Annotated in this window: 21 protein-coding genes; 13 read left to right on the forward strand and 8 right to left on the reverse strand. The window is 47.6% G+C overall.

The window, feature by feature from the left end; translation table 11 throughout:
- The first annotated feature begins 17 nt into the window (after nucleotides 1-17).
- Nucleotides 18-1,301: a DUF1254 domain-containing protein gene (locus tag B067_RS0101375; protein ID WP_083921335.1), complete on the forward strand. Its 1,284-nt coding sequence runs from the start codon at nucleotides 18-20 to the stop codon at nucleotides 1,299-1,301.
- On the opposite strand, the gene B067_RS0101380 is transcribed toward B067_RS0101375, so the two are convergent.
- A complete protein-coding gene (locus B067_RS0101380) occupies nucleotides 1,290-2,351 on the reverse strand; it encodes an aromatic ring-hydroxylating oxygenase subunit alpha (RefSeq protein ID WP_019528253.1) in 1,062 nt (353 codons plus the stop codon). The genes B067_RS0101375 and B067_RS0101380 overlap by 12 nt on opposite strands.
- Before the next feature lie 390 nt (nucleotides 2,352-2,741).
- Here B067_RS0101380 and B067_RS0101385 point away from each other — a divergent pair, with 390 nt between their 5' ends.
- The 3 genes from B067_RS0101385 to B067_RS0101395 all read left to right on the forward strand — a co-directional run bounded on the left by B067_RS0101385 (nucleotide 2,742) and on the right by B067_RS0101395 (nucleotide 5,230).
- The gene (locus B067_RS0101385; RefSeq protein ID WP_019528254.1) at nucleotides 2,742-3,062 is read left to right on the forward strand and encodes a 2Fe-2S iron-sulfur cluster-binding protein; all 321 of its coding nucleotides are present in this window, start codon (nucleotides 2,742-2,744) and stop codon (nucleotides 3,060-3,062) included.
- A gap of 49 nt (nucleotides 3,063-3,111) precedes the next feature.
- Nucleotides 3,112-4,353, forward strand: a complete 1,242-nt coding sequence (locus B067_RS0101390) for a cytochrome P450 (protein ID WP_019528255.1) — start codon at nucleotides 3,112-3,114, stop codon at nucleotides 4,351-4,353.
- 94 nt (nucleotides 4,354-4,447) lie between these two features.
- Nucleotides 4,448-5,230 carry a hypothetical protein gene (locus tag B067_RS0101395; RefSeq protein WP_156820720.1) on the forward strand — a complete coding sequence of 261 codons (783 nt, stop codon included), beginning with the start codon at nucleotides 4,448-4,450 and terminating at the stop codon, nucleotides 5,228-5,230.
- 106 nt (nucleotides 5,231-5,336) lie between these two features.
- On the opposite strand, the gene B067_RS0101400 is transcribed toward B067_RS0101395, so the two are convergent.
- From B067_RS0101400 to B067_RS0101415, 4 genes are all read right to left on the reverse strand, one after another.
- Nucleotides 5,337-6,980, reverse strand: a complete 1,644-nt coding sequence (locus B067_RS0101400) for an arylsulfatase (protein WP_019528257.1) — start codon at nucleotides 6,978-6,980, stop codon at nucleotides 5,337-5,339.
- A gap of 131 nt (nucleotides 6,981-7,111) precedes the next feature.
- Entirely contained in the window at nucleotides 7,112-9,343 is a 2,232-nt protein-coding gene (locus B067_RS0101405; RefSeq protein WP_019528258.1) for a TonB-dependent receptor, read from the reverse strand.
- A 473-nt stretch (nucleotides 9,344-9,816) separates the two neighbouring features.
- Nucleotides 9,817-10,203: a PaaI family thioesterase gene (locus tag B067_RS0101410; protein WP_019528259.1), complete on the reverse strand. Its 387-nt coding sequence runs from the start codon at nucleotides 10,201-10,203 to the stop codon at nucleotides 9,817-9,819.
- A gap of 6 nt (nucleotides 10,204-10,209) precedes the next feature.
- On the reverse strand, nucleotides 10,210-11,376 hold the full coding sequence (locus tag B067_RS0101415) for an acyl-CoA dehydrogenase family protein (RefSeq protein WP_019528260.1): 1,167 nt from the start codon (nucleotides 11,374-11,376) through the stop codon (nucleotides 10,210-10,212).
- A gap of 336 nt (nucleotides 11,377-11,712) precedes the next feature.
- Here B067_RS0101415 and B067_RS0101420 point away from each other — a divergent pair, with 336 nt between their 5' ends.
- From B067_RS0101420 to B067_RS0101460, 9 genes are all read left to right on the forward strand, one after another.
- Entirely contained in the window at nucleotides 11,713-13,197 is a 1,485-nt protein-coding gene (locus B067_RS0101420; RefSeq protein WP_051083800.1) for a 3-oxoacyl-[acyl-carrier-protein] synthase III C-terminal domain-containing protein, read from the forward strand.
- A 71-nt stretch (nucleotides 13,198-13,268) separates the two neighbouring features.
- Nucleotides 13,269-14,474 carry an acetyl-CoA acetyltransferase gene (locus B067_RS0101425; protein WP_019528262.1) on the forward strand — a complete coding sequence of 402 codons (1,206 nt, stop codon included), beginning with the start codon at nucleotides 13,269-13,271 and terminating at the stop codon, nucleotides 14,472-14,474.
- A 29-nt stretch (nucleotides 14,475-14,503) separates the two neighbouring features.
- A complete protein-coding gene (locus B067_RS0101430; protein ID WP_019528263.1) occupies nucleotides 14,504-15,292 on the forward strand; it encodes an SDR family NAD(P)-dependent oxidoreductase in 789 nt (262 codons plus the stop codon).
- Between the two features lie 32 nt (nucleotides 15,293-15,324).
- On the forward strand, nucleotides 15,325-16,059 hold the full coding sequence (locus B067_RS19335) for an enoyl-CoA hydratase-related protein (RefSeq protein ID WP_019528264.1): 735 nt from the start codon (nucleotides 15,325-15,327) through the stop codon (nucleotides 16,057-16,059).
- A 33-nt stretch (nucleotides 16,060-16,092) separates the two neighbouring features.
- A complete protein-coding gene (locus tag B067_RS0101440; protein ID WP_019528265.1) occupies nucleotides 16,093-17,358 on the forward strand; it encodes an acetyl-CoA hydrolase/transferase family protein in 1,266 nt (421 codons plus the stop codon).
- A 141-nt stretch (nucleotides 17,359-17,499) separates the two neighbouring features.
- Nucleotides 17,500-18,642: an acyl-CoA dehydrogenase family protein gene (locus B067_RS0101445; protein ID WP_019528266.1), complete on the forward strand. Its 1,143-nt coding sequence runs from the start codon at nucleotides 17,500-17,502 to the stop codon at nucleotides 18,640-18,642.
- 40 nt (nucleotides 18,643-18,682) lie between these two features.
- Nucleotides 18,683-19,741 carry an acyl-CoA dehydrogenase family protein gene (locus B067_RS19340; protein WP_019528267.1) on the forward strand — a complete coding sequence of 353 codons (1,059 nt, stop codon included), beginning with the start codon at nucleotides 18,683-18,685 and terminating at the stop codon, nucleotides 19,739-19,741.
- 25 nt (nucleotides 19,742-19,766) lie between these two features.
- Nucleotides 19,767-20,579 carry an enoyl-CoA hydratase-related protein gene (locus B067_RS0101455; RefSeq protein WP_019528268.1) on the forward strand — a complete coding sequence of 271 codons (813 nt, stop codon included), beginning with the start codon at nucleotides 19,767-19,769 and terminating at the stop codon, nucleotides 20,577-20,579.
- Between the two features lie 30 nt (nucleotides 20,580-20,609).
- Nucleotides 20,610-21,809: a cytochrome P450 gene (locus B067_RS0101460; RefSeq protein ID WP_019528269.1), complete on the forward strand. Its 1,200-nt coding sequence runs from the start codon at nucleotides 20,610-20,612 to the stop codon at nucleotides 21,807-21,809.
- Between the two features lie 352 nt (nucleotides 21,810-22,161).
- On the opposite strand, the gene B067_RS21115 is transcribed toward B067_RS0101460, so the two are convergent.
- From B067_RS21115 to B067_RS21120, 3 genes are all read right to left on the reverse strand, one after another.
- Entirely contained in the window at nucleotides 22,162-22,494 is a 333-nt protein-coding gene (locus tag B067_RS21115; protein ID WP_019528270.1) for a carboxymuconolactone decarboxylase family protein, read from the reverse strand.
- Nucleotides 22,495-22,554: 60 nt separating this feature from the next.
- Nucleotides 22,555-23,745 (reverse strand): acyl-CoA dehydrogenase family protein, encoded by a 1,191-nt coding sequence (locus B067_RS0101470; RefSeq protein WP_019528271.1) that lies wholly within the window; start codon nucleotides 23,743-23,745, stop codon nucleotides 22,555-22,557.
- A 75-nt stretch (nucleotides 23,746-23,820) separates the two neighbouring features.
- Complete coding sequence (locus B067_RS21120; protein WP_019528272.1) at nucleotides 23,821-24,444, reverse strand: TetR/AcrR family transcriptional regulator; 624 nt, start codon at nucleotides 24,442-24,444, stop codon at nucleotides 23,821-23,823.
- Between the last annotated feature and the right edge of the window lie 244 nt (nucleotides 24,445-24,688).

A 24,688-nucleotide genomic window follows, 5' to 3' on the forward strand; every position in this document is an offset into this window, starting at 1 on the left:
CAGGGGAAATTAACACTATGAATGATCTAAATGTTTTGGCTCGTGATGCCTACATCTGGGGAATACCCTTAGTTCAAACCAGGCTATACCTTCAGCTAGCAAAGGAACTTAAGCTTCCTTTTAACCAACTTTTTGTTTCTTCTGATCTTTCCACACCAGACAGCGACGTACCACTACCTAACGTTGATACTTTATATGGATTAGGCTGGCTAGATTTATCAAACAACCCGATTATTGTTAGCGTCCCTGAAACCGATGATAGATACTATTTAATTCAATTAAACGACGCATACCTTAACAGTTTTTGTTATCTTGGCCGCCGCACAACAGGTACCCATGCCTGTGAATACGCCATAGTAGGGCCGAACTGGACCGGATCTCTTCCTGAGCACGTCATTCCTATCACAGCACCAACCAACCACGTACTAGTTCTTACCCGTGTATTGGTAAATACTATTGATGATTTACCCTTGGCGCAAGCGGTGCAAAATGCATTTTCGCTAACGGATTTATCCAGCTACCCCACATTCACCAACCCTGCTCGCCCCATTGATGATGCTTTCAATAATTTTCCAATACTGCAACCATCAAAACTCGGCGTTCACTTTTTTGATGAACTTTGTGCAGGTCTAGCTGAAAATCCGCCCCCAGTATCCGACCATAATTTCGTTTCAAGTCTAGAACAGCTGGGGATTGCTGCAGGTAAAAAGCCCAGCCAAGAAGCCAGCTCAAAAATCCAGCAAATACTTGCACAAGCCGCTATTGACGCCCATGCAATCATTCATGGTCGCGGCGGCTGGCTGATTGACACCAGAAATGTCAATGGCTGGATGGTCAGCTACGGCATCACCAGCTTTATTAAAGACCCTTTAGATAGAGCCGTCGTCGCCAAGCTTGGCCCTGGCTGCCTAGTGCCAGAAGAAGGCCTATACTTCTCAATGCTTGAAGGCCCTGATAACAAACCATTAACAGGCGACAAAAACTATACACTGGAATTTCCAGCCGGCGGCTTACCGCCGGTAGACGCATTCTGGTCGCTCACGCTATACAACCAAGATTGGGCCTTAGCCAGCAATCCCATTGATCGCTACGCTATTGGTGATAGAACCGAAGGGTTAAAATTTGAACCCGATGGTTCACTAAAAATATTCATCCAGCACCAGCAACCGACAGAGGGCACCTTTAATTGGCTACCCACTCCCAAAGAGGGATGGTTCCATTTGTTTTTGCGCACCTATCAACCAAAACAAAACTTAAGCAATGGCAGCTATGCCATGCCGCCACTTAAACTAGAGGGTTAAAAAAGCTAAGCGCTTATTTTTTATTTTTTCCATTTCTTTATTAAATAGTGCAATAGACTTGTCTGCCGCTGTAGGCATCATCGGCAGGTCAGGTTCCAATGATATATTTTTGGCCTGGGCTTCAATAATGACTTTATCTTCCTTGAATGCCATTTTTGCCACCGCTATCATTTGCTCCGCAATTTCCTCGCCGCCAAATTCAGAGCCAGGTCCCCAGGAGAAAAAGGTACACGAATAATTTTCCTTAACCGGGGTGACTGCCTGGCAAGTAAAATTTGAAAATAAACGCTCCCCTTGCGGCTCGTCATGATCAAATAATTCGGCACTGCCCGGCTTATACATGGCGGTATACATAATAAACACACCCGGCACATAAAACTCATAGCTAACCCATAAATCAACAGAATCATATTGTGAAAGCGATGGTAATGGCGGCACCGGCGGCGCCCCCTCTATCCAGCGATCAACCCTGACACCACGATCCACCAAACTGGTTTTTGGTGGCCGACTACTCCAGCCGGCGGTTGCACCAAAAGAGTTAGCATGCACATAAGCAAGGTGCGATAGGTCTAGCAAATTATCGTTTATCAGATGATAGGGTGCGTGGTAATCTAACTGCCCCGATCTCAATACCCATTCCGGATCATCGAAACCTCGAACAGGCGGGATCAGGGCAGGGTCCGCCTCTTCCGGATCCCCCATCCACACCCACACCCAACTGCCACGCTCTACGACAGGATATCTATTAACGCAGGCTTTCTCGGGTATAAGTGATTGCCCCGGTATTTCTACACACTTCCCTTGAGCCGAAAAGCGTAAACCATGATACATACACCTAATACTATCGCCCTCTATACGCCCCATAGACAAAGGCGCTTGACGATGCACACAACGATCGGTAAGAGCGACCAACTTGCCATTGCTTTTCCGGTATAACACTATGGGCTGCTCTAGTATCAGTCTCTGCTCAGGTTTTTCGTTGCCAAATTCATAATCCCATCCAGCAACATACCAGGCATCATATACAAACTGCTCACTGCTATTTTTCATTTTATACTCCCCACAGAATTTATTTTTCTTTGTATGACCGGTAAAACATAACCCATATGAAACTATAAGAACACGCGCCCACTTATATAATAACTAACTAACAACAAAGACTAACTGAAATTTTTATCTAGTAAACGATTATATTCAACTATTAATAATTATTATAAAATAAATCATCGTTAAAACATTGAAAAACTTCATTAACAAAATGCGAGTTTAATATGAGTCAAAATTCATATTAGTATTTTGTATAATAGAATAATTAGGCATTAGCACTACCCATATACAAATCACACGATAATTTTTTAATAATGCAGACGTAAAAAATAAGAAGGCAACAACAAGAACCCAACAATCTCCATTTCCAAATATAAGCCAGCAAGGATAATCATGCCTACAATAACTTACATAGAAGCGAATGGCGAAGGCGTTAACGTTGAAGTCCCAACTGGTAACACCCTAATGCAAGGCGCTGTTGATAACAGTGTTGCTGGAATTTTAGCCCAATGCGGAGGCGTCTGTAGCTGCGGCACTTGTCACTGTTATATTGACGCTCAAGCACTGAGCCAATTTCCTGCCCCTGACAACACCGAAAAATTTCTTATTAAAATGACACACAACCCTCTACCCAATAGCCGGCTTAGCTGCCAGGTCATTGTCACTGAAGCAATGGAAGGGCTAGTGGTTAAATTACCTGAGTTTCAAACTTAATAACTTCCGCTATTAAGTTTTATAAAATATTAAAATTCGAGGCGACATCATGGGCATTAGTTCTGAATTTAAACCTATAGGTATGAACTCAAAGGATGTATACAGCCATCTTAAAGAAGCCAGAGCCAACGAACCTGTTTTTTTCTCAGAAATCTATAACTTCTGGGTGGTAACCCGCTACGATGATCTGGTGAATGTTTTAATGGACGAAAAACATTTTACCGCAGAGGGTTCTTTGGACAGCTTAAACAAAAACTACGGCGAAAAAGCCAACGCAATAATCAAAAAAGGCATTGATTGGCGCATAGTTCACCACCTACAAAACACCGAAGGTGCTGATCACAAACGTCTTCGAGACCTGTTAAAAACGATTATCCCTCCCTCACGCGTTCGTAAAATGGAGCCCATAATACGGCAAATAACCAACCAACTTATTGACAGAATGCTTGAACAAAACAGCTGTGAGTTCGTCTCTTCTTTCGCCTACCCGTTGCCTATACTGACTATTTTTGAAATCATCGGTTTTAATGAAAGCGAAGAAGACCTAGCCCAGCTGCAACTTTGGAGCGGCAATACATTCAAGATGTTCTTGAATCCGATGCAAGAAGATGAAGAAGCGATTTGCGCCAAAGATGCTGTTGATTTCCAACGCTATTTCCAGAAAAAAATTGATCAACGCAGGCGCGAACCACGCGATGACCTGATGACGGAGTTGATACTTGCAGCGGATGCTGGGGAATCAAACTTTAGCGATGAAGAGTTAATTCTTCTATTCATTTTAGGCTTGATTGGTGCAGGTTACTCTACGACTTTGGCCCAAATCACTAATATGATCTATCAATTACTGAACGACCCTGAACGCTGGCAATATGTGATAAATAACCCTGATAAAATAGATGAGATTGTTGAAGAGTCTATTCGCTTCGACCCGGCAATTCTTGGCTGGTTCCGGGTGGCATTGCATGATATTTCATTCGGAGGCAAGGATATTGCAAAAGGAGACCTTGTCTTTATCTCGTTTGGCTCGGCGAATCGTGACGAGAATAAATTTGAAGACTCCGAGTCCTTTTGCCCTGTTCGCCCTAACCGTAAACGCCCTATGACATTCTCTCAGGGGCGACACGCCTGCCCAGGCTCTGCGCTGGCACGCCTTGAGCTACAAATAGCGCTGGAAGAGTTAGCAAAACGAATTCCCAGCATGCGCCTTGTCCCAGACCAGAGCATTCAATATGCACCAAGTTTACCAGCACGGGCAATTACCAGTTTGCAGGTGGAGTGGGACAAGCCTTAACTACACAAAATAAGTATCATTATTCATAGTTTATTTTACCTTGTCGCTTGCCACGACTACTGGAGTGTTAATTTAACCATAAGGAATTATGATCGTGCAGCGTATGCAACTTTTTGAATTTACCGATATTCCTTGGCTACCGCCATCACTGCGCTCTCTGGTGACCGACTTTCTTCACACTTTGATTGAATTAAATCATCCATTTTTGTCGAAAATAACCATTATGGCACAGGCCGTTTTAGCTACCGATCGATGCCGCGTGATTGATCTATGCTCTGGTAGTTCAGGTCCCTGGTTACATTTAACCGAACAATTACGAAGTGAGATAGGCCAGCCTATTGAGGTTTTATTAACGGACAAATTTCCTGATCAAATGACATCAAAAAAAGTTATTTCAACTGAAGATCTTGCTTGTCACCCGGATCCGGTGGACGTACTTGCCATGCATGAAGAGCTTAAGGGAGCACGCTCTTTATTCAATGCCCTACATCACTTTGAACCTGAAATTGCTCAAATAATCATTGCAGACGTTGTCAAAAATAATCAAGCAATCATCATGTTCGAATTATTACAGCGAACATGGTATGCAGTGCTGTTAGCGCTAACCACGCCTTTTGCGGTGATGTTGTTAACGCCTCTTATTCGACCCTTTTCTTTTCGGCGACTATTTTTTACCTATGTAATCCCTATTGCGCCAATAATGATTACCTGGGACGGGCTGGTTTCCGAGCTACGCTGCTATACCACTGATGAATTACAAGCCATGTCCCAGTGCCCAGGCTCTGAACATTATCAATGGCATATTGGTGCATACAAACACCGTGCAATGCCCGTCACCTATATGGTCGCTTACCCCAAACAAACTACTTGCCATTAACCAGAAAAACTTTCAGATCAAATTTTAAGCCAATAAAATATTCTATTAATCATCAAAAGCGCTGCTTATTATTTACAAATTTTATCCTGCGCTACTATTCACATTATTAATAACGTGATGGCCTGTTTGAAAGAATTAACCCCGTTGATGCTGCATAATCTTGCCAAAAACTTATCAGGCGCTTTAATGTTTCTGGTTCTACAGTTGATAAGTCCTGGCTCTCGCCAGGATCTTTATCTATAGCATATAACTGCCACTGATCATCCCCATAGGGCGGTGGAATTTTTACCGCCTTCCAGTTTTCAACCCGTATTGCGGCACGTCCAAACAATTCTCTTGCTAGCGGTCTATTTGTCACTAAAGTACTCTGCTCCCCATCAAGCAAGGGCAATAATGAGCTGCCAGTAATAGGATAGACATCTCGTTTTTGATAACTAGGCGCTGGGTGCTCAAGGTTTATTAGCGCCAGTAGCGTTGGTACTATATCTTCAACACTGCTTAAGCCCTGATAAATACCGCCCTTTAGTGGCCAGCCTGGAAAACTCACAATTAAAGGCACCCGGATACCGCCTTCTAAAGGTTGGGCCTTAAAGCCCCTAAACAAAGCAATACCTGCCTGCGCCCAATCATGACCATAGGAAAAGTAGGAGTTGGCACGACCAAGATTTTCTAGCCGATTATCGCAGCATGTTGCTATGTATTTTTTCAGTTGGGGTAAGGCATAGTCTAAGTCATGGCCTTCAGCACCATTGTCAGACATAAAGATTATTACCGTGTTATCTAGCTCACCATCTTGCTTTAAGGCGTCCAACACCCGCCCTAAATGTAAATCCATATCGTCTATCATTGCCGCATAGACTGCCATTTTTCGCGCTTCGACATCGCGCCTTTGCGGTGACAGTGACTGCCAGGGACGCTTATAGTTTGGCTGGGCAAAACTTTGATGTTCTGGAACTATGCCCAGCTCTTTTGCCCGCGCCACACGCTGCAGTCGCAGCGGCTCATAGCCAGCGGCATAGCGATCTTTATAGCGCTCTATCGAAGCATCCGGTGCTTGCAACGGCCAATGTGGCGCCGTATAAGACAGGTAACCAAAAAACGGCCGTTTACTCTCACGGCCACGAATATATTCGATCATCTTGTCACTATAAAAACGACTGGAATAAAAATCTTCTGGCAGTGATGTTAGTTGGCCATTCTCTCGATACAGCGCAGGGCTATCGGCAGTTAACCCCAACGTATCAAAATGACCACCACCCCCTTGTAGCAGCGCAAAGGATTGTTCAAACCCTCTCGCAGCGGGGCTATTGGATTCACTGATTCCCAAATGCCACTTACCTGCCATAAAAGTGTGATATCCGGCATCTCGAAGTAGTTCAGGTAAGGTCACCACTCGCTGGTTGAGATAGCCTTCATAGCCAGGCCGGCCTAATTGCTCTGGCGTCTGAGTATGTTGCATGGCACCCAAACCAGCCAAATGATAGTCTACCCCTGTTAATAAGGTTGCCCGAGTAGGTGAACAACTGGGGGCAGAATAGAACTGGCTGAAACGCAGCCCTTGCTCAGACAAAGCATCCAACGTTGGCGTATTTATTTCACCACCAAAGCTGCCGATATCAGTAAAAGCAAGATCATCAGCGACAACCAACAAAATATTCGGCCGCCCTGATGATTCTGCTGTCACGCCGTGAGCAAACAAAGAAAAAAACAGACAGCAAAACAAGCTAAGTAATGATTTAGATAAAAACATCTTAACAACCTACCTCCATGCGATAAATACCATAAAACTTTTTTATGCAACGAAAAAAGGTCAGCCTAAGCTGACCAAAAGAGACCTTCAATTACCGAAATTAAAACGTGTAAGTAAGCTACTTACACTACTTAATCGTACTCATAGGTAAACGTGACGCCATAAGTTCTTGGATCGCCAAAGGGAGAAATTTCACTCGCACCTAACGGTGCAAAAGGACCAATATTACTGACCGCATACTCCTCATCGGTAAGGTTCTGCCCCCAAAGGCTGACTTTCGCCCTGCCACTGGCAAATGGAATTTGGGTTAAGGCAATACTGGCATCCCACAGGCCATAATCATCATTTAGCTGTGAGGTACCCACAATAATCCCTGACTCTGATTCATCTTGATAGGAGTAATTGATGTGCCACTCCAGCTCTATGTCACCCATAATTGGGCGCTGATAATCCAGCGTCGCCGAATAACTGAGCTCGGGGGCATATGGCAATGTGTCTATCAGTGGCGTTAGCGGTGCGCCGGTGCCAGGGTCAACACTGTCTTCACCCATTTCGGTATCCAGGTAACCCATCGCAAGATTAAAAGTCATACCTTCTGCGACCACCACGGTTAAATCCAATTCGGCACCAGTGATGGTATTGTCGCCAATATTTAGATTGTCACGTTCGGCAGGTTGCGGACCCGTCTGAATACTGCCCTGATAATCGTCATACTTCATATTGAAGATCGCACCGTTGACACGCAAGCGGCTATCCAGAAAATCCCCTTTCATACCAATTTCATAGGAAACAATGGTTTCATCATCGGCCCCTTCCTGAAACAGTGATGCCTGATAAGACAACGTAGAGGTGCCGCCAGAGCGGTAACCGCTAACCGCTTTCGCGTAAATATTGACATCGTCACTCAAGTCGTACGCCACTGTCAGCGAAGGGCTGAAGTTACTGAAATCTTTGTCGTATTTGGTTGCCTGGAAAGCAGGCGTAGTATTCAGGTTAGTTCGTATAGCCTCACGTTGGTCATCGGAATAACGAGCACCTAACGTGTAATGAAAGTTGCTACCCGAGGGCGTATAGGTGGCCTGGCCATAGATAGCGACACTCTTATTCTCAGTTTCTGTGCGATCAGTTCCTGGTAGTTTAAGCCCGCCTATCGACATACTCAGATCACTATTATCACCTTCATCACTGTAGTAATACAGGCCTGAAACATACTGCAGAGAACTACCCGAAAAGTTTACATCACCAATCAACTGGAACTCTTGGGTAACCTGAGTGAACTCTTGTTCATAGACCCCCCCGGTACCCAGAGTTAATGGGCCAAGAGAACCAAGTGGGGTATTGATTGTCACTTGGGTGGTGCCCGTCACTTGGGTGTATTGGGTGGCATCAACGTCCCGGTAACCGGTAATCGATTTAAACGTGGTATTCTCAGACATATCCCAAGTCAGGGTTAACGAACTGCCCAAAATTTCATTGTCGTCTGCTTCAACTGGAAATGCCGAGTAACCTTTATCCAACCGGTCACCCGTAATTGGATCAGGGTAGAGAATATCAGCCGTCACAAAAGGGGCCAACGGAATGCTAATCGGCACGCCCGTTCCAGCCAGAGGCTCAGCATAGCCACTCAGCACCTGTGAGTAACGGGTAGTATCTTCTATGGTATTGCGCTCTGCAGAAAAATCGATCACCAAGTCATCGCTAGGCTCAACCCGCAATGCCAGTCTAGCGGCAGTGCGATCTTCCACCCCATAATCCTCACCTAGGCCAGTATTTTCAACCACCCCGTCACGCTCTGACATCAAATAACCGAGTTTAATCGCGGCTTTATCACCCAGCGGAATGTTAACCGCCGTATGAGATTTTAATCGGTTGTAATTACCGCCACTCAAGGTCTGATGGAAAGAGAAATTATCTAACTGAGGTTTTTTCGAAATTAAATTAATCGCACCACCGGTTGCATTGCGGCCATAGAGCGCACCCTGAGGGCCGCGCAGAATCTCAACCCGCTCAAGGTCGGCCGATTCAAAAGAACCGCCAAAAGATGAGCCCACATAAATACCGTCTACATAAAGCGCAACTGCTGGATCTTGGGTAACCTCAACCGTTACCGCACCGACACCTCGTATAAACGACCGGAAAGTAGTGGCAATACCAAAATACTCATTAATAACAACGTTAGGCACCTTAGCGCTAAAATCTTCCAGCTCATCAATATTAAATCTTTCTAATTTGTCCGCCCCCATCGTCGCGATGGAGATAGGAATATCCTGTAACGACTGCTGCCGCTTTTCAGCAGTTACAAGCACTTCTTCTAACACCGGCGCAGAAAACACAGACAATGGCGTAGCAATACAGCCTAGCATTGCCATTGCTCTCACGAGTTTTCGAGATTTAAAACGACTACTAAATGGAATATAATCACGCATCAATGTAGAGGAAGTTACAAATAAGGCTTCTTTGCAAACTCTCTTTCTATCCAAGACTGTTGTATTCATAATACTTTTCCTGTTAGTTATTATTTGCCTGTAATTTAACAGTAACATTCTGTTGGAAACGGTTGACTCAGTACAACTCTATATAAACCGCCCCTAGAGCATTCACTTCTCACACTATAACGTGAGTCACAACTTATAATGTACTCGCATTTTATTAGCATTTTCCTTTTTAACTTTCAAACATTTACAAATCGCTTACAAACCGTTTGCATTTGTAGTAGCAACGCATTCATTAAACAAAAACACTTACAATATCTGACATTAAAAAACACATATCTCGCTCTATCTACCTCCAAACGTTAAGTAACCAGTTCTAATTTCCTTTTCTAATAAAAAAAATATTATTCAGGCTTTTCAACCAGGAAAAAAGTTGCAGATCCGCCAGCCAGTAACCTCCCCAACTCATCACGCAAACTGCCTTCAACAAATGCCAGGTGACGCGACTGGTTAACAACCTTGGCTTCGGCATAAATCAGCCCCGTGCTTATTGGCCGAAAAAAATTACAACTTAACGCCACGGTTGGGGCGTAGTGGGCCTCTTCAGTCAATGTGCGAATAGCTCTGGACATAACCGTGTCTAGCAAACTCAAATAAACCCCACCATGAACCAAACCGGCATCGTGATGGTGTTGCGGGCCTACGGTTAATTCCAGCTGATACAGGCCCTTTTCACCGCCGTTAAAACGAACACCTAACAACTCATTAAAGCCCTCAATAGATGCCTCCATCAGCTGTTATTTCCGCGGCAGTTTTAAACGATTACAAATATTATTTTTCTGAATAGCTGACGAACCGCCAAGAATCGGCATCACTAAAATATCGCGTACATAACGCTCCATATCAAAATCACGCACATAGCCATAGGCGCCCATCACCTGCTGGCAGCTCAAAACAATGTCGCGACAGGTATCACAAACAAACAGTTTAGCCATGGCCGCTTCTACTGCCACCGACTGATTTTGATCTATCATCCAAGCGGCGTTGTAGGTCATTAACCGACAAGCCTCCAGCTTGGTTTTGGCATCGGCTAACATATGGCGTATGGACTGTATGGTGCAGATAGCCTTGCCAAATTGGATGCGCTCCTGAGCATAGTTCCAGGCATCTGCCACCGCTGCGGTAGCAATACCCAAGGCCATTGCTGCCACCTCAACTTTCTCAATATCTAAACCAGGGCCCACCAACTTACTCCAGCCATCATTCCACCCTTGCTCACCGCCAACAATATTTTCTACAGGCACTGCAACATCACTAAAACTGACATCGTAGGTGCCGCCGCCTTTTAGCCCCAAGGTCTCTTGCGGCTCAAGCAATACACCAGGGGCATCAGGTGGAATTAAAATCAGTGATAGATTTTTGTAACGATCCTCCACCGGACCAGTCCGAACCAAGGTATAAATGTATTCAGAAATGGCGGCGCCAGAACAAAATCGCTTGGCGCCGTTAATAATAACTGTATCCCCCTGACGCACTGCCGATGTGCGGACACTGGCAACATCCGAACCCACATCTGGCTCAGAAAGACCGTAAGCAAACATCAGCCCTTCCTTGGCCACCCTAGGCAACAGCCTATCTTTCTGCTCGGGGCTGGCAACCTCAACCAAATTAAGGCCCGCGTAACAGCTGGACTGAATATAAGCACAGGCCACCGCCATACTGCGTGCAGATAACTCCTCAATCACCACAACGGTGGAAGTAATATCGCGACCACTGCCACCATACTCTTCTGGTACCGTCAGGCCCATGCAACCCATCTCGACCAACTTATCGAAAACGTCGCGGGGGAACTCATTATTTTTATCCCACTGCTTAACCTTGTCCCTAGGCATCTCCTTTGCCACAAAGCTTTTCACACTATCGCGAATCATAGTGACCTGTTCAGAATCCTGTAGATGATTCATGCGCGCACTCCTAAGGCTAACGTCATTTCCGCCCCTTATAGGGACTTCATATCTACAAGGATAATATTCTGGGCAATTGCTTACATTAAACTCGCTTTAAATTAAAACCATCAAAATCCACTCAATACACTTTGTATTTTTTAACAACAAAGTTGAAATACTTATCTGAAAATCTTCGTGGCTAGTTGTTAAATAAGTTTCCCACTAGCCTTTAGCCTAGCTGAGCCGCTATCACGCTAGCTTCATACGAGTTCAATATGAGCTTTTGTTCATATTAGAATCTTATCAATTCTTATACAGCCAACCAACAACCTATCATCACAGTGGAGAGCCATCGTGTCAGCAGCAGAAAGTACTTCAACGCTTGCCGCCCAGACTACGGGTATCGTTTCTATAGGCGCCTATATTCCCCGCACACGACTTTCTCGTAGTGCTATTGCTACGGCCAATCTTTGGGCCAACCCCAACCTTAAATCGCGAGGCAAGGGTGTACGCGCCATATGCGCACACGATGAGGACAGCCTCACCATGGCCGTCGCTGCTGCACGACAAGCGCAAACAAAACAGCAACCAGCTACGGCTATTGAGCAGTTACTGTTTGCCTCCACCACCCTGCCTTTTGCCGACAGACAAAATGCCACCGTCATTGGCGAGGCACTTGCGCTACCAGAACAGCTGCACAGCAGCGACTTTAGTGGCTCACTGCGCTGTGGCAGCTCGGCGTTGATAACAGCTCTGCAGCAGCCACGCAGCAGCCTGGTCGTCGCCGCCGACCAGCGCCAGACCCGCCCCGCTAGCTTGCAGGAAATGACCGTAGGCGACGGCGCAGCAGCCATCATTACCGGCACAGAAAATCTGTTAGCCAAATTTATTGGCGCCTGTTCTCTCTCAATTGATCTGACCGACCACTACCGGGCACTGCAGTCAGATTTTGACTATCAACTGGAGGAGCGCTGGATTAGAGATGAGGGCTATCTAAAAATCATTCCCCAAGCCATCCAGCAGCTACTCAAGCAACAGCCCGACATAGATGCTGCCAGTATTCAGCACTTAATTGTCACTGGCCCCGACCAACGTACGATTGACACCATTGCCAAACAATGTGGCATAGCTGAGCAGGCCGTGCGCGACAACTTGAGCTTGCAATGCGGTAATACCGGCGCTGCCCATCCTCTACTGATGCTCGCCCACGCCCTTGAGCAAGCCAAGCCAGGCGACCGTTTATTAGTTGCAGGCTTCGGGCAGGGCTGTGATGTACTGTTACTGGAAGCCACCGAAAAAGTCCTGGAATTAAACAAACAAGCACCGCTGCAGACACTAATCGACAATGGTGTCGAAGACGACAACTACCAACGTTACCTTTCGTTTGCCGGGCTAGTGGAACTGGACTGGGGTATGCGCGCTGAACGCGATAATCGCACCGCTCACTCCGCGTTCTACCGTCACCGAAAAACCGTAACGGGTTTTATCGGCGGGCGCTGCATAGCTTGCGACACGCCACAATTTCCTCGTAAACCCTTCTGTGCCAACCCGCAATGCCGCAGTGATAAAGGCCAGATAGATGAACCCTTTAAAGACAAGAAAGCGGCGGTTAAATCCTTTACCGAAGACTGGCTGGCTCTGTCCTACAACCCACCTTTTAAGTATGGCAACGTGCGCTTTGAAGGCGGCGGTATCGTGATGATGGAGTTTGCTGATTTCAAGCCTGGCGAATTGGAAGTCGGAACCCCAGTTAGTATGCAGTTCCGCATCAAAGATCAAGACAACAAGCGCGACTTCAAACGCTACTTCTGGAAAGCAACGCCGCTGCTGCCACGCTAACGCGGCATAGTACTTTTTAATGGCATAGCAGCTTAATGACATAGCAACATTCAACAACACAGGAAATAATCATGGCCACTGGAATTAAAGATAAAGTTGTCATCATCGGCATGGGTTGCACTCATTTTGGTGAGCGCTGGGACTGTAGTGCCGAAGACTTGATGGTGGAGTCCTTTAGCGAATGCTTGGCCGACGCGGGCATAGCTCGCGATCAAATTGAGGCCGCCTGGTTCGGCCTCTCGGTCGACGAACAAAACCTAGGGAAATCAGCACTGTCATTATCTGAAACCCTGCGCCTGCCTAACATCGCCGCCACTAGAGTGGAGAATATGTGTGCCACCGGCACCGAAGCGCTGCGCGGTGCAGTCTATGCCGTGGCCGCAGGCGCCTATGATGTCGCCTTAGCCCTTGGCGTCGAAAAACTCAAAGATACTGGCTACGGTGGGCTACCCGAACGCAACAAGGGCACCTTCGATGACCTTTGGTTCCCCAGCGCCACCGCACCGGGTTCCTTTGCCCAGTTTGCCAGCGCCTATGTGGCACGCCATGGCATGAACATGGATAAATTAAAACAAGCGATGGCGCATGTCTCTTGGAAAAGCCATGAAAACGGCATACTCAATGAAAAAGCCCATCTGCGATCACGGGTATCGATTGAAAAAATTCTCAACGCACCGATGATCTCTTATCCACTGGGGCTTTACGACTGCTGCGGGGTCAGCGATGGCTCAGCCTGCGCCATTGTTACCACTCCTGAGAAGGCTGCAGAAATGGGCAAAACCGGCACCCTGGTCAGTGTAAAATCCATGCAGCTGGCACTCAGCAATGGTTCGGAAATGTCGCACGACTCCTGGGATGGCAGCTATGCCCTGACCACCCGTGTCGCCTCGCAAAAAGCCTATGCCGAAGCCGGTGTTAGCAATCCACAGCGTGAACTCGATTTGATAGAAGTTCACGACTGCTTCTCGATCACCGAGCTGGTCACCATGGAAGACCTCGGGCTGTCAGAAGTAGGCCACGCCTCTGAAGATATACTCGCCGGTAAATTCGACCGCGATGGTGAAGTACCCTGCAATGTCGACGGTGGTTTGAAATGTTTTGGCCACCCTATCGGTGCCACCGGCCTGCGTATGACCTATGAAATCTACCAACAATTACATGGCCGAGCGGGAGAGCGCCAGCTCAACAACCCGCGTTTGGGCCTGACTCATAACCTGGGCGGCTTCCCTAATAAAAATGTTTGTAGCGTGTCGCTGTTTGGCCACTACTCGGCTTAGCCCCACTTTGTTAACAAGGAATCAAAACTATGCAAAATCCGTTGGCAATGCATGATCGGGTGATCATGATTACTGGTGGCGGCCAAGGTATCGGCCGCGCACTGGGCGAACAATTACTGGCCCAAGATGCACGAGTGGCACTGGTGGATATTAACCACGACACACTGGCACAAACTCGCCAAGAAATTGTGCAAACCGGTATCCATGCAAACCGTATACGCACCTACTGTGGCGATGTCAGCAATGTTGAGTTTGTCACTGACACCGTCGCTCAAATTGTTAGTGATTTCGGCGACCTCTACGGTCTGATCAATAATGCCGGTATTATTCGCGCGGCCATGGCCAGCGAAATGAGCATCGACCAGTGGAACCAGGTCATCAACGTCAACCTCACCGGCAGCTTTGTCTGTTTACAAGCCGTAGGAAAATACCTAATCGAAAAATCCAAAAATGGCGATACCAAACCCGGCAGCATTGTGAACATTTCATCCGATGCCGGTAGACGCGGCACCATAGGCCAAATTAACTACGGTGCAGCCAAGTCGGGCGTACTGGGCATGACCATGTGTTCCGCTCGCGAGTGGGGCAAATTCAATATTAACGTCAACTCGGTGTGCTATGGCATGGTGGAAACCAGCATGACAGAAACCATACGGCAGGATAAATTTCGCGATAAATATTTATCACAAATTCCACTGGGGCGTTTTTCCAGTACCGAAGAAGTCGCGCCTGCCACCTGTTTTTTACTCACCGATGCCGCTGCTTATATCACCGGCCAACATCTGAGCATTGACGGCGGCTTTTATATTAGCTCTTAACGATTGCCACGCATCAAGAGATTAATAACGTCATGATTAGCTGCGAACATATAGACTGCCGACGTGAAGATGAGGTGCTGATTATTAGCCTCAACCGAGCCGATAAAAAAAACGCCATCACCGGCGACATGTATAGAGCTATGACTAGCGCCTTAGAAACCGCAGCTAGTGACGACAGTATTCATGTGCTGTTAATCACCGCGGCCGGTAATTTTTTCTGCGCCGGTAATGATGTGCACGGTTTCAAAGCTATTGCCGATATCCCCTATCAACAGCGCCCCGGTTTCAACTTTATGAAAACCCTGGCCCGGTTTGGCAAACCCGTGGTCGCCGCTGTGCCCGGGGACGCCGTCGGCATCGGTGCCACTATGCTGTTGCATTGCGACCTGGTCTACCTCACCGAAAACAGTCAACTGAAGCTGCCCTTTGTCAGCATCGGGCTGGTACCAGAGTTTGCTTCAACCACGCTACTGACCCAGCGCTTGGGCTATCAACGCGCCGCCGAGTTATTGATGTTGCGTCAACACTTAGATGCCACTGAAGCGCTGGCATTAGGCTTGGTTAACAAAGTGTTACCGGCCGAGCAATTATTTGACGTCGCCATGCAGAGCTGTAACGCACTCAGCCAACAACCCAACGCGGCCTTGCAACAGACCAAACGCTTAATGAAACAGCCTGAGTTGCCAGCCATCATCGATAAGATTGAACAGGAAACCCTAGCCATTAATCAACTGCTGGCCAATATCAAACTACCTACTAAGCAATAAGCATTGACTATTAACCGCAATCAGGGACAGCCCATGCCCAGGGAAATAACAGCCAGTGACGTTGCCCAGTGTATTCCCGATAACAGCCGGGTATTTATTCAAGGTGGCATAGGTGAACCCAGCACGATACTGCAAGCTTTGGCAGCGGCAAACCAAGCAGCCAAAGCCGTTGATTATTACGGCGTATCGATTCCAGGTATCAATCACTTTTCGCCACACACTTTTCATCCTGGCGCAAATTTCCATAGTTTTTTTCTTCATCAAAATATTGCCTCAGCAAGCGACGATTCAGTATTTTTTCACCCGCTGCACTACCGCGATATCTATCGCTTTTTACAACAACAAAAACCTTTTGATGTCGCAATAATCCAAGTAAGTCCGCCGGATTCAAAAGGCCGTTGCAGCCTGGGCCCCTCAGTCGATTTTGTCCCCGCCATATTGGATAACAGCCGCTGCATCATCGCAGAATGTAACCGGCAGTTACCCGCAGTACAAAACGCACCCACCATAGCCATCAACGATATTGATATCGTCATTGATAGCGATCACGCATTACCGAGCAGTCCGTTATCAATGTGCGGCGACACAGAAACCGCCATTGCCCAACAGGTGGCAGCGTTAATCGATGACGGCAGCTGCATTCAAATCGGCATAGGAAAATTGCCTGGTAGCATTCTGCGCGCGTTAACAAATCATCAACAGCTAGGCTTACACAGCGGCTTGATTAGCGAAGATGCCCAAGCACTGATTGAAGCTGGCATTATCACCGGCGAAAAAAAATCCATAGACCGCCACCAACATGTCACTGGCATGGCCTTGGGTAGCGCAGCGTTTTACCACTGGATGGCTGAACAAACACAAGTCATGTTTCGCCCCGTAGACTACACCCACGACCAGCAAACCCTGGCGGCGATTAATCAATTTGTGTCTATTAATTCGGTGTTAGAAATTGATTTGCAGGGCCAGGCCAATGCCGAGCGTATCAACGGCCGCGCCGTTAGCGCTAGCGGTGGGCTGGTTGATTTTGTGCGCGGTGCTCGCGCCTCCCGTGGCGGCAAATCCATACTCGCCATGCCCGCCACGGCAAAAGCTGGCAGCCAATCCCGAATAGTCACCCAACTAGACACGAACGCCATCACCACTCTTTGTCGCACCGACATTGACTACGTGGTCACGCAATACGGTCACGCCTCACTGTTTACTCTCGGCACAGAGCAACGCGCCAAAGCACTGGTAGACATCGCCGACCCCGAACATCGTGACCGCTTATGGCATGACTGGGAAGCATCAATATCCTAACCCAACCCAAAGCGAGTTTAAGCTGAGCAGATGCTCAGTTTATGATTCCCACATAGCAAATACTGTGTTCGCTACAGGGAATGACGTCAGTAACAGCGTATCTAGCAAACCACAGTAGCCAGACTTATCAAGGAGCAATATTTGTCTACTTTTAATTTTACGCCCAGCCAGAGCAGCATTGATGCCGCCGGTCTACGCAATAAGATCCGCGATTTTCTCGCTACCGCCCTGCAAAAAGTCTCGGCACGCGAACGCGCCTATAGCTGGACGGGGTTCAATGCCAACATCAGTGAGGCTATGGGCAAGGCGGGCTGGATTGGGATGCAGTGGCCCGAACAATATGGCGGCCGCGATGCCTCACCACTGGAACGCTATGTCGTCATAGAAGAACTGCTAGCCGCCGGTGCCCCCGTTGGCGCTCACTGGATTGCCGACCGCCAAAGCGGCACCCACTTGCTGCGTTATGGCAGTGAACGGGTCAAACGAGAGTATCTACCCAAAATAGCGGCGGGGGAATTGTACTTCTGCATAGGCATGAGCGAACCCAATGCCGGCTCCGATCTCGCAGCCATAGCCACCCATGCCAGCCACGTCGACGGCGGTTGGAAAATCAATGGCGCAAAATTGTGGACCACCCACGTAGTGCGCAGCCAAATGATGATAGCCCTAGTTCGCACCGACCGCAGCCAACAGCGCCACGGCGGCATGAGCCAATTTCTCATCGACCTTTCATTACCCGGCATCACCATTAAAGGCATTAGCGACCAAACCGGCGAAGAACACTTTGGCGAAGTCTTTTTTGATGATGTGTTAGTACCCGAGGACTGCCTGATCGGTGTCGAGGGCGAAGGTTGGCAACAGGTTAACGCCGAACTCGCGCTGGAACGTAGCGGGCCGGAACGATATCTCAGCAGCTACCGTTTAATAGAAGAGTTTCTCAGCGCCCAAGATGAAACCTCGAATGAACTCAACCGCTGCGCCCTGGGCCAGTGGGCAGCGGAACTGTGGACCCTGCGGCAAATGTCACTGTCGATGGCAGGGCAAATTTCAGAAGGCAAAGAGCCTAGCCTGGAGGCCGCCATGGTTAAAGACCTAGGGGCAACATTCGAACAGTCGTTGCCACATCAAGTCGAAGCCCTACTCGACGATGAAGCACAAACAACACCATCGGCACTACGCGAGGTACTGGATTATTTGCTCTTAGCCTCACCGTCCTTTTCTCTGCGCGGCGGCACCCGAGAAATTCTGCGCGGCATCATCGCCCGTGGCCTAGGGCTACGTTAACAAGGCTGTGCTAACAGCAAAGTGAACAAGGATTTAGGCTATGAGTGAATTAAGAACCATATTGGCAGACACGGTTACGCGGCTATTCAGTGATATCAGTGAATCAGGGTCGAGTAACTGGGAGCAATTGGAAGCCCTAGGGCTGCCCTCACTGATGCTGGATGAAGACAGCGGCGGTTTCAATGGGCAGTGGCAAGATGCAGTGCTAGTAGCCAGGCAGCTAGGTTACTTTGCTATACCACAACCACTGATCGAAACCATACTGGCTAGGTTTGCCCTGCAGCAAGCCGGGCACAGTGAATTTGAGGGGCCACTCAGTATTGCCCACTGTGACACGGCAAAACTCCAACTACAGAATTCACAGCATTTACTAACCGCAAGACTTCGCCACATCCCTTGGGGAGAGAGCACTCCCATTGTTATCAGCGGCCAGTATCAGCAACGGGGGTTTGTGGCTTTGCTACCGGCTGAAGCGTCTAGCCAGCAGATAGGCTCTACTAACTTGGCAGCTGAGCCGCAGGCTGAATTGCTATTAGAGAATACAGCTATGCAAGCGTTCTACTGGCTAGATCAGCCTATCAATCTCTATCATTTGGCGGCCCTGATGCGCAGCGCGCAAATAGCTGGCGCGCTAGATCAACTGGTTAATATGTCGGTGCAGTACAGCAGCGAACGCGAACAATTTGGCCGCCCGCTTAGCAAGTTTCAAGTCATCCAACACAATATCTCGCAACTGGCTGAGCAAGCCGCTGCGGTGCTTTGTGCCAGCGAATCAGCGGCAAGAGCGCTGGACTGCGAAGGCAGCAGCGACGGCGCCTTATTTGAAATAGCGGCGAGCAAGCTGCGCGCCAATATGGCGATTCCCCAAGCAACCAGCATTGCCCACCAGCTACACGGTGCGATTGGTTTTACTGAGGAACATCGCCTGCATCTTTTTACCCGTCGCCTGTTAGCTTGGCGCAGTGAATATGGCAGCGACCGGTTCTGGGCCAACATCCTCGGCCAATGGTGCCTGGACGCCCGCACCGATGGTTTCTGGAGCAGCCTGACGGCACGCAGTGACCGGCAGATGAAAACCCCTGAATCGCAACCATCCTGATGCATGACTCACTGGGAACAACACTATGACAGCCCCTAAGCAACAACGCTCACCTCCAAACACAACGGATGCCCTGTTTGAAGTCAATGACGGGGTCGCCACGCTGATTTTTAATCGCGACGATGTACGCAATGTGCTGACCGGCACCCATTTAATCGATGACATTAACCGCGTCTGTCACTGGATCAACCACAACCCTGAGATTGCCTGCCTAGTAATTAGCGCCAACGGCAAAGCCTTTTCTGCGGGCGGTAATATCAAAGACATGCAGTCAAAACAGGGCATGTTCGGCGGCGATGGCTTCTCCGTGCAAGACGCTTATCGCCACGGCATCCAAACCATGACGATGAATATTTACCAGCTGGAAGTGCCGGTCATTGCCGCCATCAATGGCGCCGCGATTGGTGCTGGCATGGATCTATGCTGCATGTGTGATATTCGGCTGGGCTGTGAATATACCAAGTTAGGCGAAACCTTTGTCAACTTGGGGATTATTCCCGGTGATGGTGGCGCCTGGTTTTTGCCCCGGTTAGTGGGGGCACAACGCGCTGCTGAACTGACCTTTTCCGGTCGAATCATCAAGGCAGAGCAAGCCCTTGATTACGGTTTACTGATGGACATAGTACCCGCCGACGAGCTATTGCAACGAGCGCAACAACTAGCCCGCAGTTTTGCCGATAAACCACGCCAGGCTTTGCGTATTAGTAAGCGCCTGTTACAGGCCGGGCATCGTCTACCTTTACGCGACTTTTTGGATTACTGCGCCAGTCAGCAAAGTCTCTGTCACGACAGTGACCAACATCAGCAGGCACTGGCAGCCATGCTGGAACAACTCTAAAACCAAACAACCCATACATCTGGTGACACTATGAACATAAAATACAACCCCTTCGACGAAAAGCTGTTGCAAGATCCCTGGCCTACTTATCATGCCATGCGTGATCAAGACCCCGTTTATTATATTGAAGAGTTCGATGCTTGGGCGCTGACACGATTTGACGATATTTGGCAAGCCAGCTTAGACAAAACCCACTATACGGCAAGCCATGGCACCTCACCGGAGGTCTTATTACTCGATAAAAATTTGCCGCCCAAAGTTTTTCTGTTTATGGACCCACCTGAGCACCGCCAGCATCGCAACCTTATTGCCGCCCCCTATACACCGATGAATATTGCCACACTGGAACAACAGATACGCGAAACCACCCGTGCAGTGATGGCCCCCAGCCTAGAAAAAGGCGAGCTGGATGTCTATCGTTTATCCAGTCATGTGGCGCTACATACTATCGCCAAATTTATTGGCCTGAGTTTCGAACAAATCTTCCACATTCGCAAACTGATTGATGCTTTCTATCATAGAGAGCCGGGAAGAATGGGCACCACTGAAAAAGGTCAGCAAGCCTTTGCTGAAGCTCATCTTTATATCCATGAACTGATTAAAACATTTCGGAAAACTCCTCCCGCCGAAAACACTCACATTTATAACTGGCTAAACGCTGATGTCAACGATACAGTCATGAGCGATGATGAGATATTTTTTAGCATCTTTGCACTGGTTATCACCGGCTCCGATACATTGCCAATGACCGTTGCCGCCACACTCTATTACTTATCACAACAGCCCGCAGTGATGAACGAGGTACGAGCCAGCCCCGAGCTGATACCCCAAGCTTTCGCGGAAGCAGCAAGAATTGATCAGCCTACCAATATTCTGGGGCGAGTCGTTACTGAAGACTTCGAGCTGCACGGCAAGCAGCTTAAAAAAGGCCAACCTGTTTTGTTCCTATACGCTTCAGCCAACCGCGATGACCGGGAATTTGAGAATCCAGATGAGTATCAATTGCATAGATTATCAAAACGTAATTTATCATTTGGGGCAGGCTTACACTTTTGTCTAGGACAACACCTAGCACGTTTTGAAGGGCAAATTATTTTAGAAGAAATTTTCGCCTCACTGGGTGATTTTGAAGTAGACCGTGCCAAAAGTACTAGAGCGTTCGGCGAATTTTTACAGGGTTTTAATCACTTACCGATTTACTTTGCGCCACAGGTTTGTTCAGAACAATAACAAAATAAGATTGTGAAGAGGCACCTATGTGTCTCTTGCTGTCTATAACGAAGTGACGTTAACCATTAATCACGACGTTATAGACAGCCGTTTTTATCCTTTATGTTTGCCGACTTGCTATCGATTAACAGCAAACACTTCTGTAGCCTTCTGCAATAGCTCTGCTTCTAATCCCGTAGCCATAGTATCGCTCCAACAGTTCAACCAGCGAAACAGACATACAATAGCTAACAACTCCACCACGTGCTCTTCACTAAAACAACGATAAAGGTTTTGATTATGCTCTGATCTAACCTGGTTGGGTTGTTGCGCGGCATCGCGCGCAAAACTTAAAGCGGCTCGTTAAGGGGCATCAAAGATGCGCACTGGTTTCAAACTCCCACACCGCGGCAATCTTTTCGTCGGTAATATCTTCTCTAGCAGCAGTCACACTGAGATGGGCCTGGCAATAGCTGCAACCAGAAGCGGCACTGGCGATCAGACCGGCGAGATATTTTAACTGCATACTCAGCGTATCATCTTTACTGGTTTCCAACGCAAAGGCCATAAATAGCTGCAGCAATTTTGGTTTTCTAGCTAAAGTTTTAAGACTGTTAGGCACAAACCCCATACGTTCAGACATCGCCGCAAAGGCTTCTTGAAAGGGTGCTAGTTGTTCGGGCGGCAGGGGCTGCATATGAGCCATAATCAGATTCTCTAATAGATATAAATCCGCAGTAAATTGACTCCAACAAAAGACGAACGATTAATATTCCAGCGGTAATTCCAGTTTTTTACGGGCAATAATATTTTTCTGAATTTCGGTGGTACCGGCACCAATGGTATCCAAGGGTGTGGCGCGGTAGGACCACTCCCACTTGCCACCCATGGGGGCATCGGCATCATCTTTGTGCAGCAAGCCTTGTTCACCGAGAAAGTTCATCGCCGCTTGCGACAAGCGTTGATGCAATTCAGTACTGTAAAGCTTGCACTCGGCAGCTTCTATAGAAGGCACTTCGCCCTTAGACGCCACATAAATCACTCGGCGCTGTAGCATTTTAGCGGTTTCTAGTTCAGTCGCCAGGCGCGCCATGTCGCGACGGATGCAAGGGTCTTCGGCTAGCTTTACGCCATCGCGGTCAGTGTTTTTAATCAATTGCATCAGCTTATTAAATTTTTCTTCCAGCGGGCTAAAGGTATAAAAAGTAAAACGTTCATAATCTAAGGCTTCACAAATATACCGCCAACCGTTGTTACACTCACCCACCAAATAATCGTCAGAAACCCACACATCATCGATAAAAACCTGGTTAGTCACATGCTCACCCAAGGTTTCAATTGGCGTAATGGTGATGCCAGGATGGTTCATAGGCAGCAAAAATAAACTGATGCCCTTATGTTTTTTCGCTTGAGGATCGGTTCGGGCGGCAAGCCAGTACCAATCGGCAAAATGGGCCGAAGTGGTAAACATTTTCTGACCATTAAGCAGCCAACCATTACCAGAACGTTCGGCCTTAAGCTTAAGAGAAGCGAGGTCCGAGCCGGCACTTGGCTCGGTATAACCTAATGCAAATTCTACTTCAGCCTTGAGAATCTGGGGGAGAAACTCGGCTTTAAGTTTTTCCGATCCATGGCGAATAAGAGTCTGACCCACACAACCAACGCCCTTACCAATAAGTGGGGCTCCCACACGGGATAGTTCCTCATTGAGCAGATACTCATAAATTCCAGGCATGGCTTTGCCTCCATAAGCTTCGGGCCAGGACATGCCCATATAGCCACGTTGGGCCATTGCTTTATTAAAACGTTTTCGTGCTGGTGTATCGGACAAAATGGAATCCGATTCCCGATTGGGATTCATCACATCATCAGCGTCATCATGACAAGCCTGCTCAGCAATAAACTGTCGCACGTCAACAATAAATTGCTGCTCTTCTACCCCAAAATCAAAATTCATAATCTGTATACCTATTAATTGACAACACTATCCGCCTATAGACATCAGTGATGCCTCTTGTCCGCCTCGCAATACCTAAACTGCCAGATAACTTAATACGGCCAAGGACAGATGATCTACCAGAGTTTCGTCATCAATTTTTGGTGAATTATTGTCGATGTAGGCATCAATGCAACCTATTACCAGATGCTCAGTAACAAAGATGGCTGTGTCTAAATCCTCGATACCTACCCTATCCCTATGCTGCATGTAGTAAGAGTAGATAGTGGTATGTAGATATTTTTCAGTAGTGAGTTGTCCAGACACTGCTCGGTGACATGGCATTTCCCTAGGTAGGCTCAGAAACACAAAAGCATTTGCCTTACGTGTTTCCAAGATCACTCGAACCAGTCGCGGCGTGCTCTCTTCCAAAGGCAGGCCCATACAAGAAAGTAGCTCTTCACGAATTCGTTCAGCGGCTTCAACAACGGTTTTTTCTACTAGGGACGCCATAATGGCTTCTTTGCTGGGAAAATACTGATACAAGGAGCCAATACTAACCCCAGCCACTTCGGCAATATAATTAGTGGAAGCACTCTCATAGCCTTGGTTTGACAGTATTTTCTGAGTAGCCTCAATAATACTATCTACAGTGTGCAACGCCCTACCCTGCTTCGGGATTTTGCGGGGTTTATAGTTTCTTTGTTGCGCTGAAATCATAGACTTGACCTCTCTGTCACGACCTTAATCCGACCTTTATAAGGCGGGGTCTGTTCTATTAAAACGAGTTGTAACTCACTTATTTTTTTAAATATCGGTTCCAGTATTAGTTTGCACAGCTATTTCTATTTTTTATGTAACAGCTTGATAATTAATTGTTTTATCGATTAATAACAAGATGTAACATGAACTCACTATCCATTAAATGTGGTTAACTACTCACATACTACTCGCATTCTTTACT

It is taken from the genome of Dasania marina DSM 21967 (assembly GCF_000373485.1).
Classification (GTDB): domain Bacteria; phylum Pseudomonadota; class Gammaproteobacteria; order Pseudomonadales; family Dasaniaceae; genus Dasania; species Dasania marina.

Bases quoted from the DNA above. Each gene is read 5' to 3' on its own strand.
- B067_RS0101440 (WP_019528265.1), top strand. From the start codon at position 16,093: ATGCCCAGGGAAATAACAGCCAGTGACGTTGCCCAGTGTATTCCCGAT.
- B067_RS0101410 (WP_019528259.1), bottom strand. From the start codon at position 10,203: ATGGAGGCATCTATTGAGGGCTTTAATGAGTTGTTAGGTGTTCGTTTT.
- B067_RS0101405 (WP_019528258.1), bottom strand. From the start codon at position 9,343: ATGCTAGGCTGTATTGCTACGCCATTGTCTGTGTTTTCTGCGCCGGTG.
- B067_RS21120 (WP_019528272.1), bottom strand. From the start codon at position 24,444: ATGATTTCAGCGCAACAAAGAAACTATAAACCCCGCAAAATCCCGAAG.
- B067_RS0101460 (WP_019528269.1), top strand. From the start codon at position 20,610: ATGAACATAAAATACAACCCCTTCGACGAAAAGCTGTTGCAAGATCCC.
- B067_RS0101380 (WP_019528253.1), bottom strand. From the start codon at position 2,351: ATGAAAAATAGCAGTGAGCAGTTTGTATATGATGCCTGGTATGTTGCT.
- B067_RS0101430 (WP_019528263.1), top strand. From the start codon at position 14,504: ATGCAAAATCCGTTGGCAATGCATGATCGGGTGATCATGATTACTGGT.
- B067_RS0101390 (WP_019528255.1), top strand. From the start codon at position 3,112: ATGGGCATTAGTTCTGAATTTAAACCTATAGGTATGAACTCAAAGGAT.
- B067_RS0101415 (WP_019528260.1), bottom strand. From the start codon at position 11,376: ATGAATCATCTACAGGATTCTGAACAGGTCACTATGATTCGCGATAGT.
- B067_RS0101400 (WP_019528257.1), bottom strand. From the start codon at position 6,980: ATGTTTTTATCTAAATCATTACTTAGCTTGTTTTGCTGTCTGTTTTTT.
- B067_RS0101470 (WP_019528271.1), bottom strand. From the start codon at position 23,745: ATGAATTTTGATTTTGGGGTAGAAGAGCAGCAATTTATTGTTGACGTG.
- B067_RS19340 (WP_019528267.1), top strand. From the start codon at position 18,683: ATGAGTGAATTAAGAACCATATTGGCAGACACGGTTACGCGGCTATTC.
- B067_RS0101375 (WP_083921335.1), top strand. From the start codon at position 18: ATGAATGATCTAAATGTTTTGGCTCGTGATGCCTACATCTGGGGAATA.
- B067_RS0101455 (WP_019528268.1), top strand. From the start codon at position 19,767: ATGACAGCCCCTAAGCAACAACGCTCACCTCCAAACACAACGGATGCC.
- B067_RS19335 (WP_019528264.1), top strand. From the start codon at position 15,325: ATGATTAGCTGCGAACATATAGACTGCCGACGTGAAGATGAGGTGCTG.
- B067_RS0101425 (WP_019528262.1), top strand. From the start codon at position 13,269: ATGGCCACTGGAATTAAAGATAAAGTTGTCATCATCGGCATGGGTTGC.
- B067_RS0101385 (WP_019528254.1), top strand. From the start codon at position 2,742: ATGCCTACAATAACTTACATAGAAGCGAATGGCGAAGGCGTTAACGTT.
- B067_RS21115 (WP_019528270.1), bottom strand. From the start codon at position 22,494: ATGGCTCATATGCAGCCCCTGCCGCCCGAACAACTAGCACCCTTTCAA.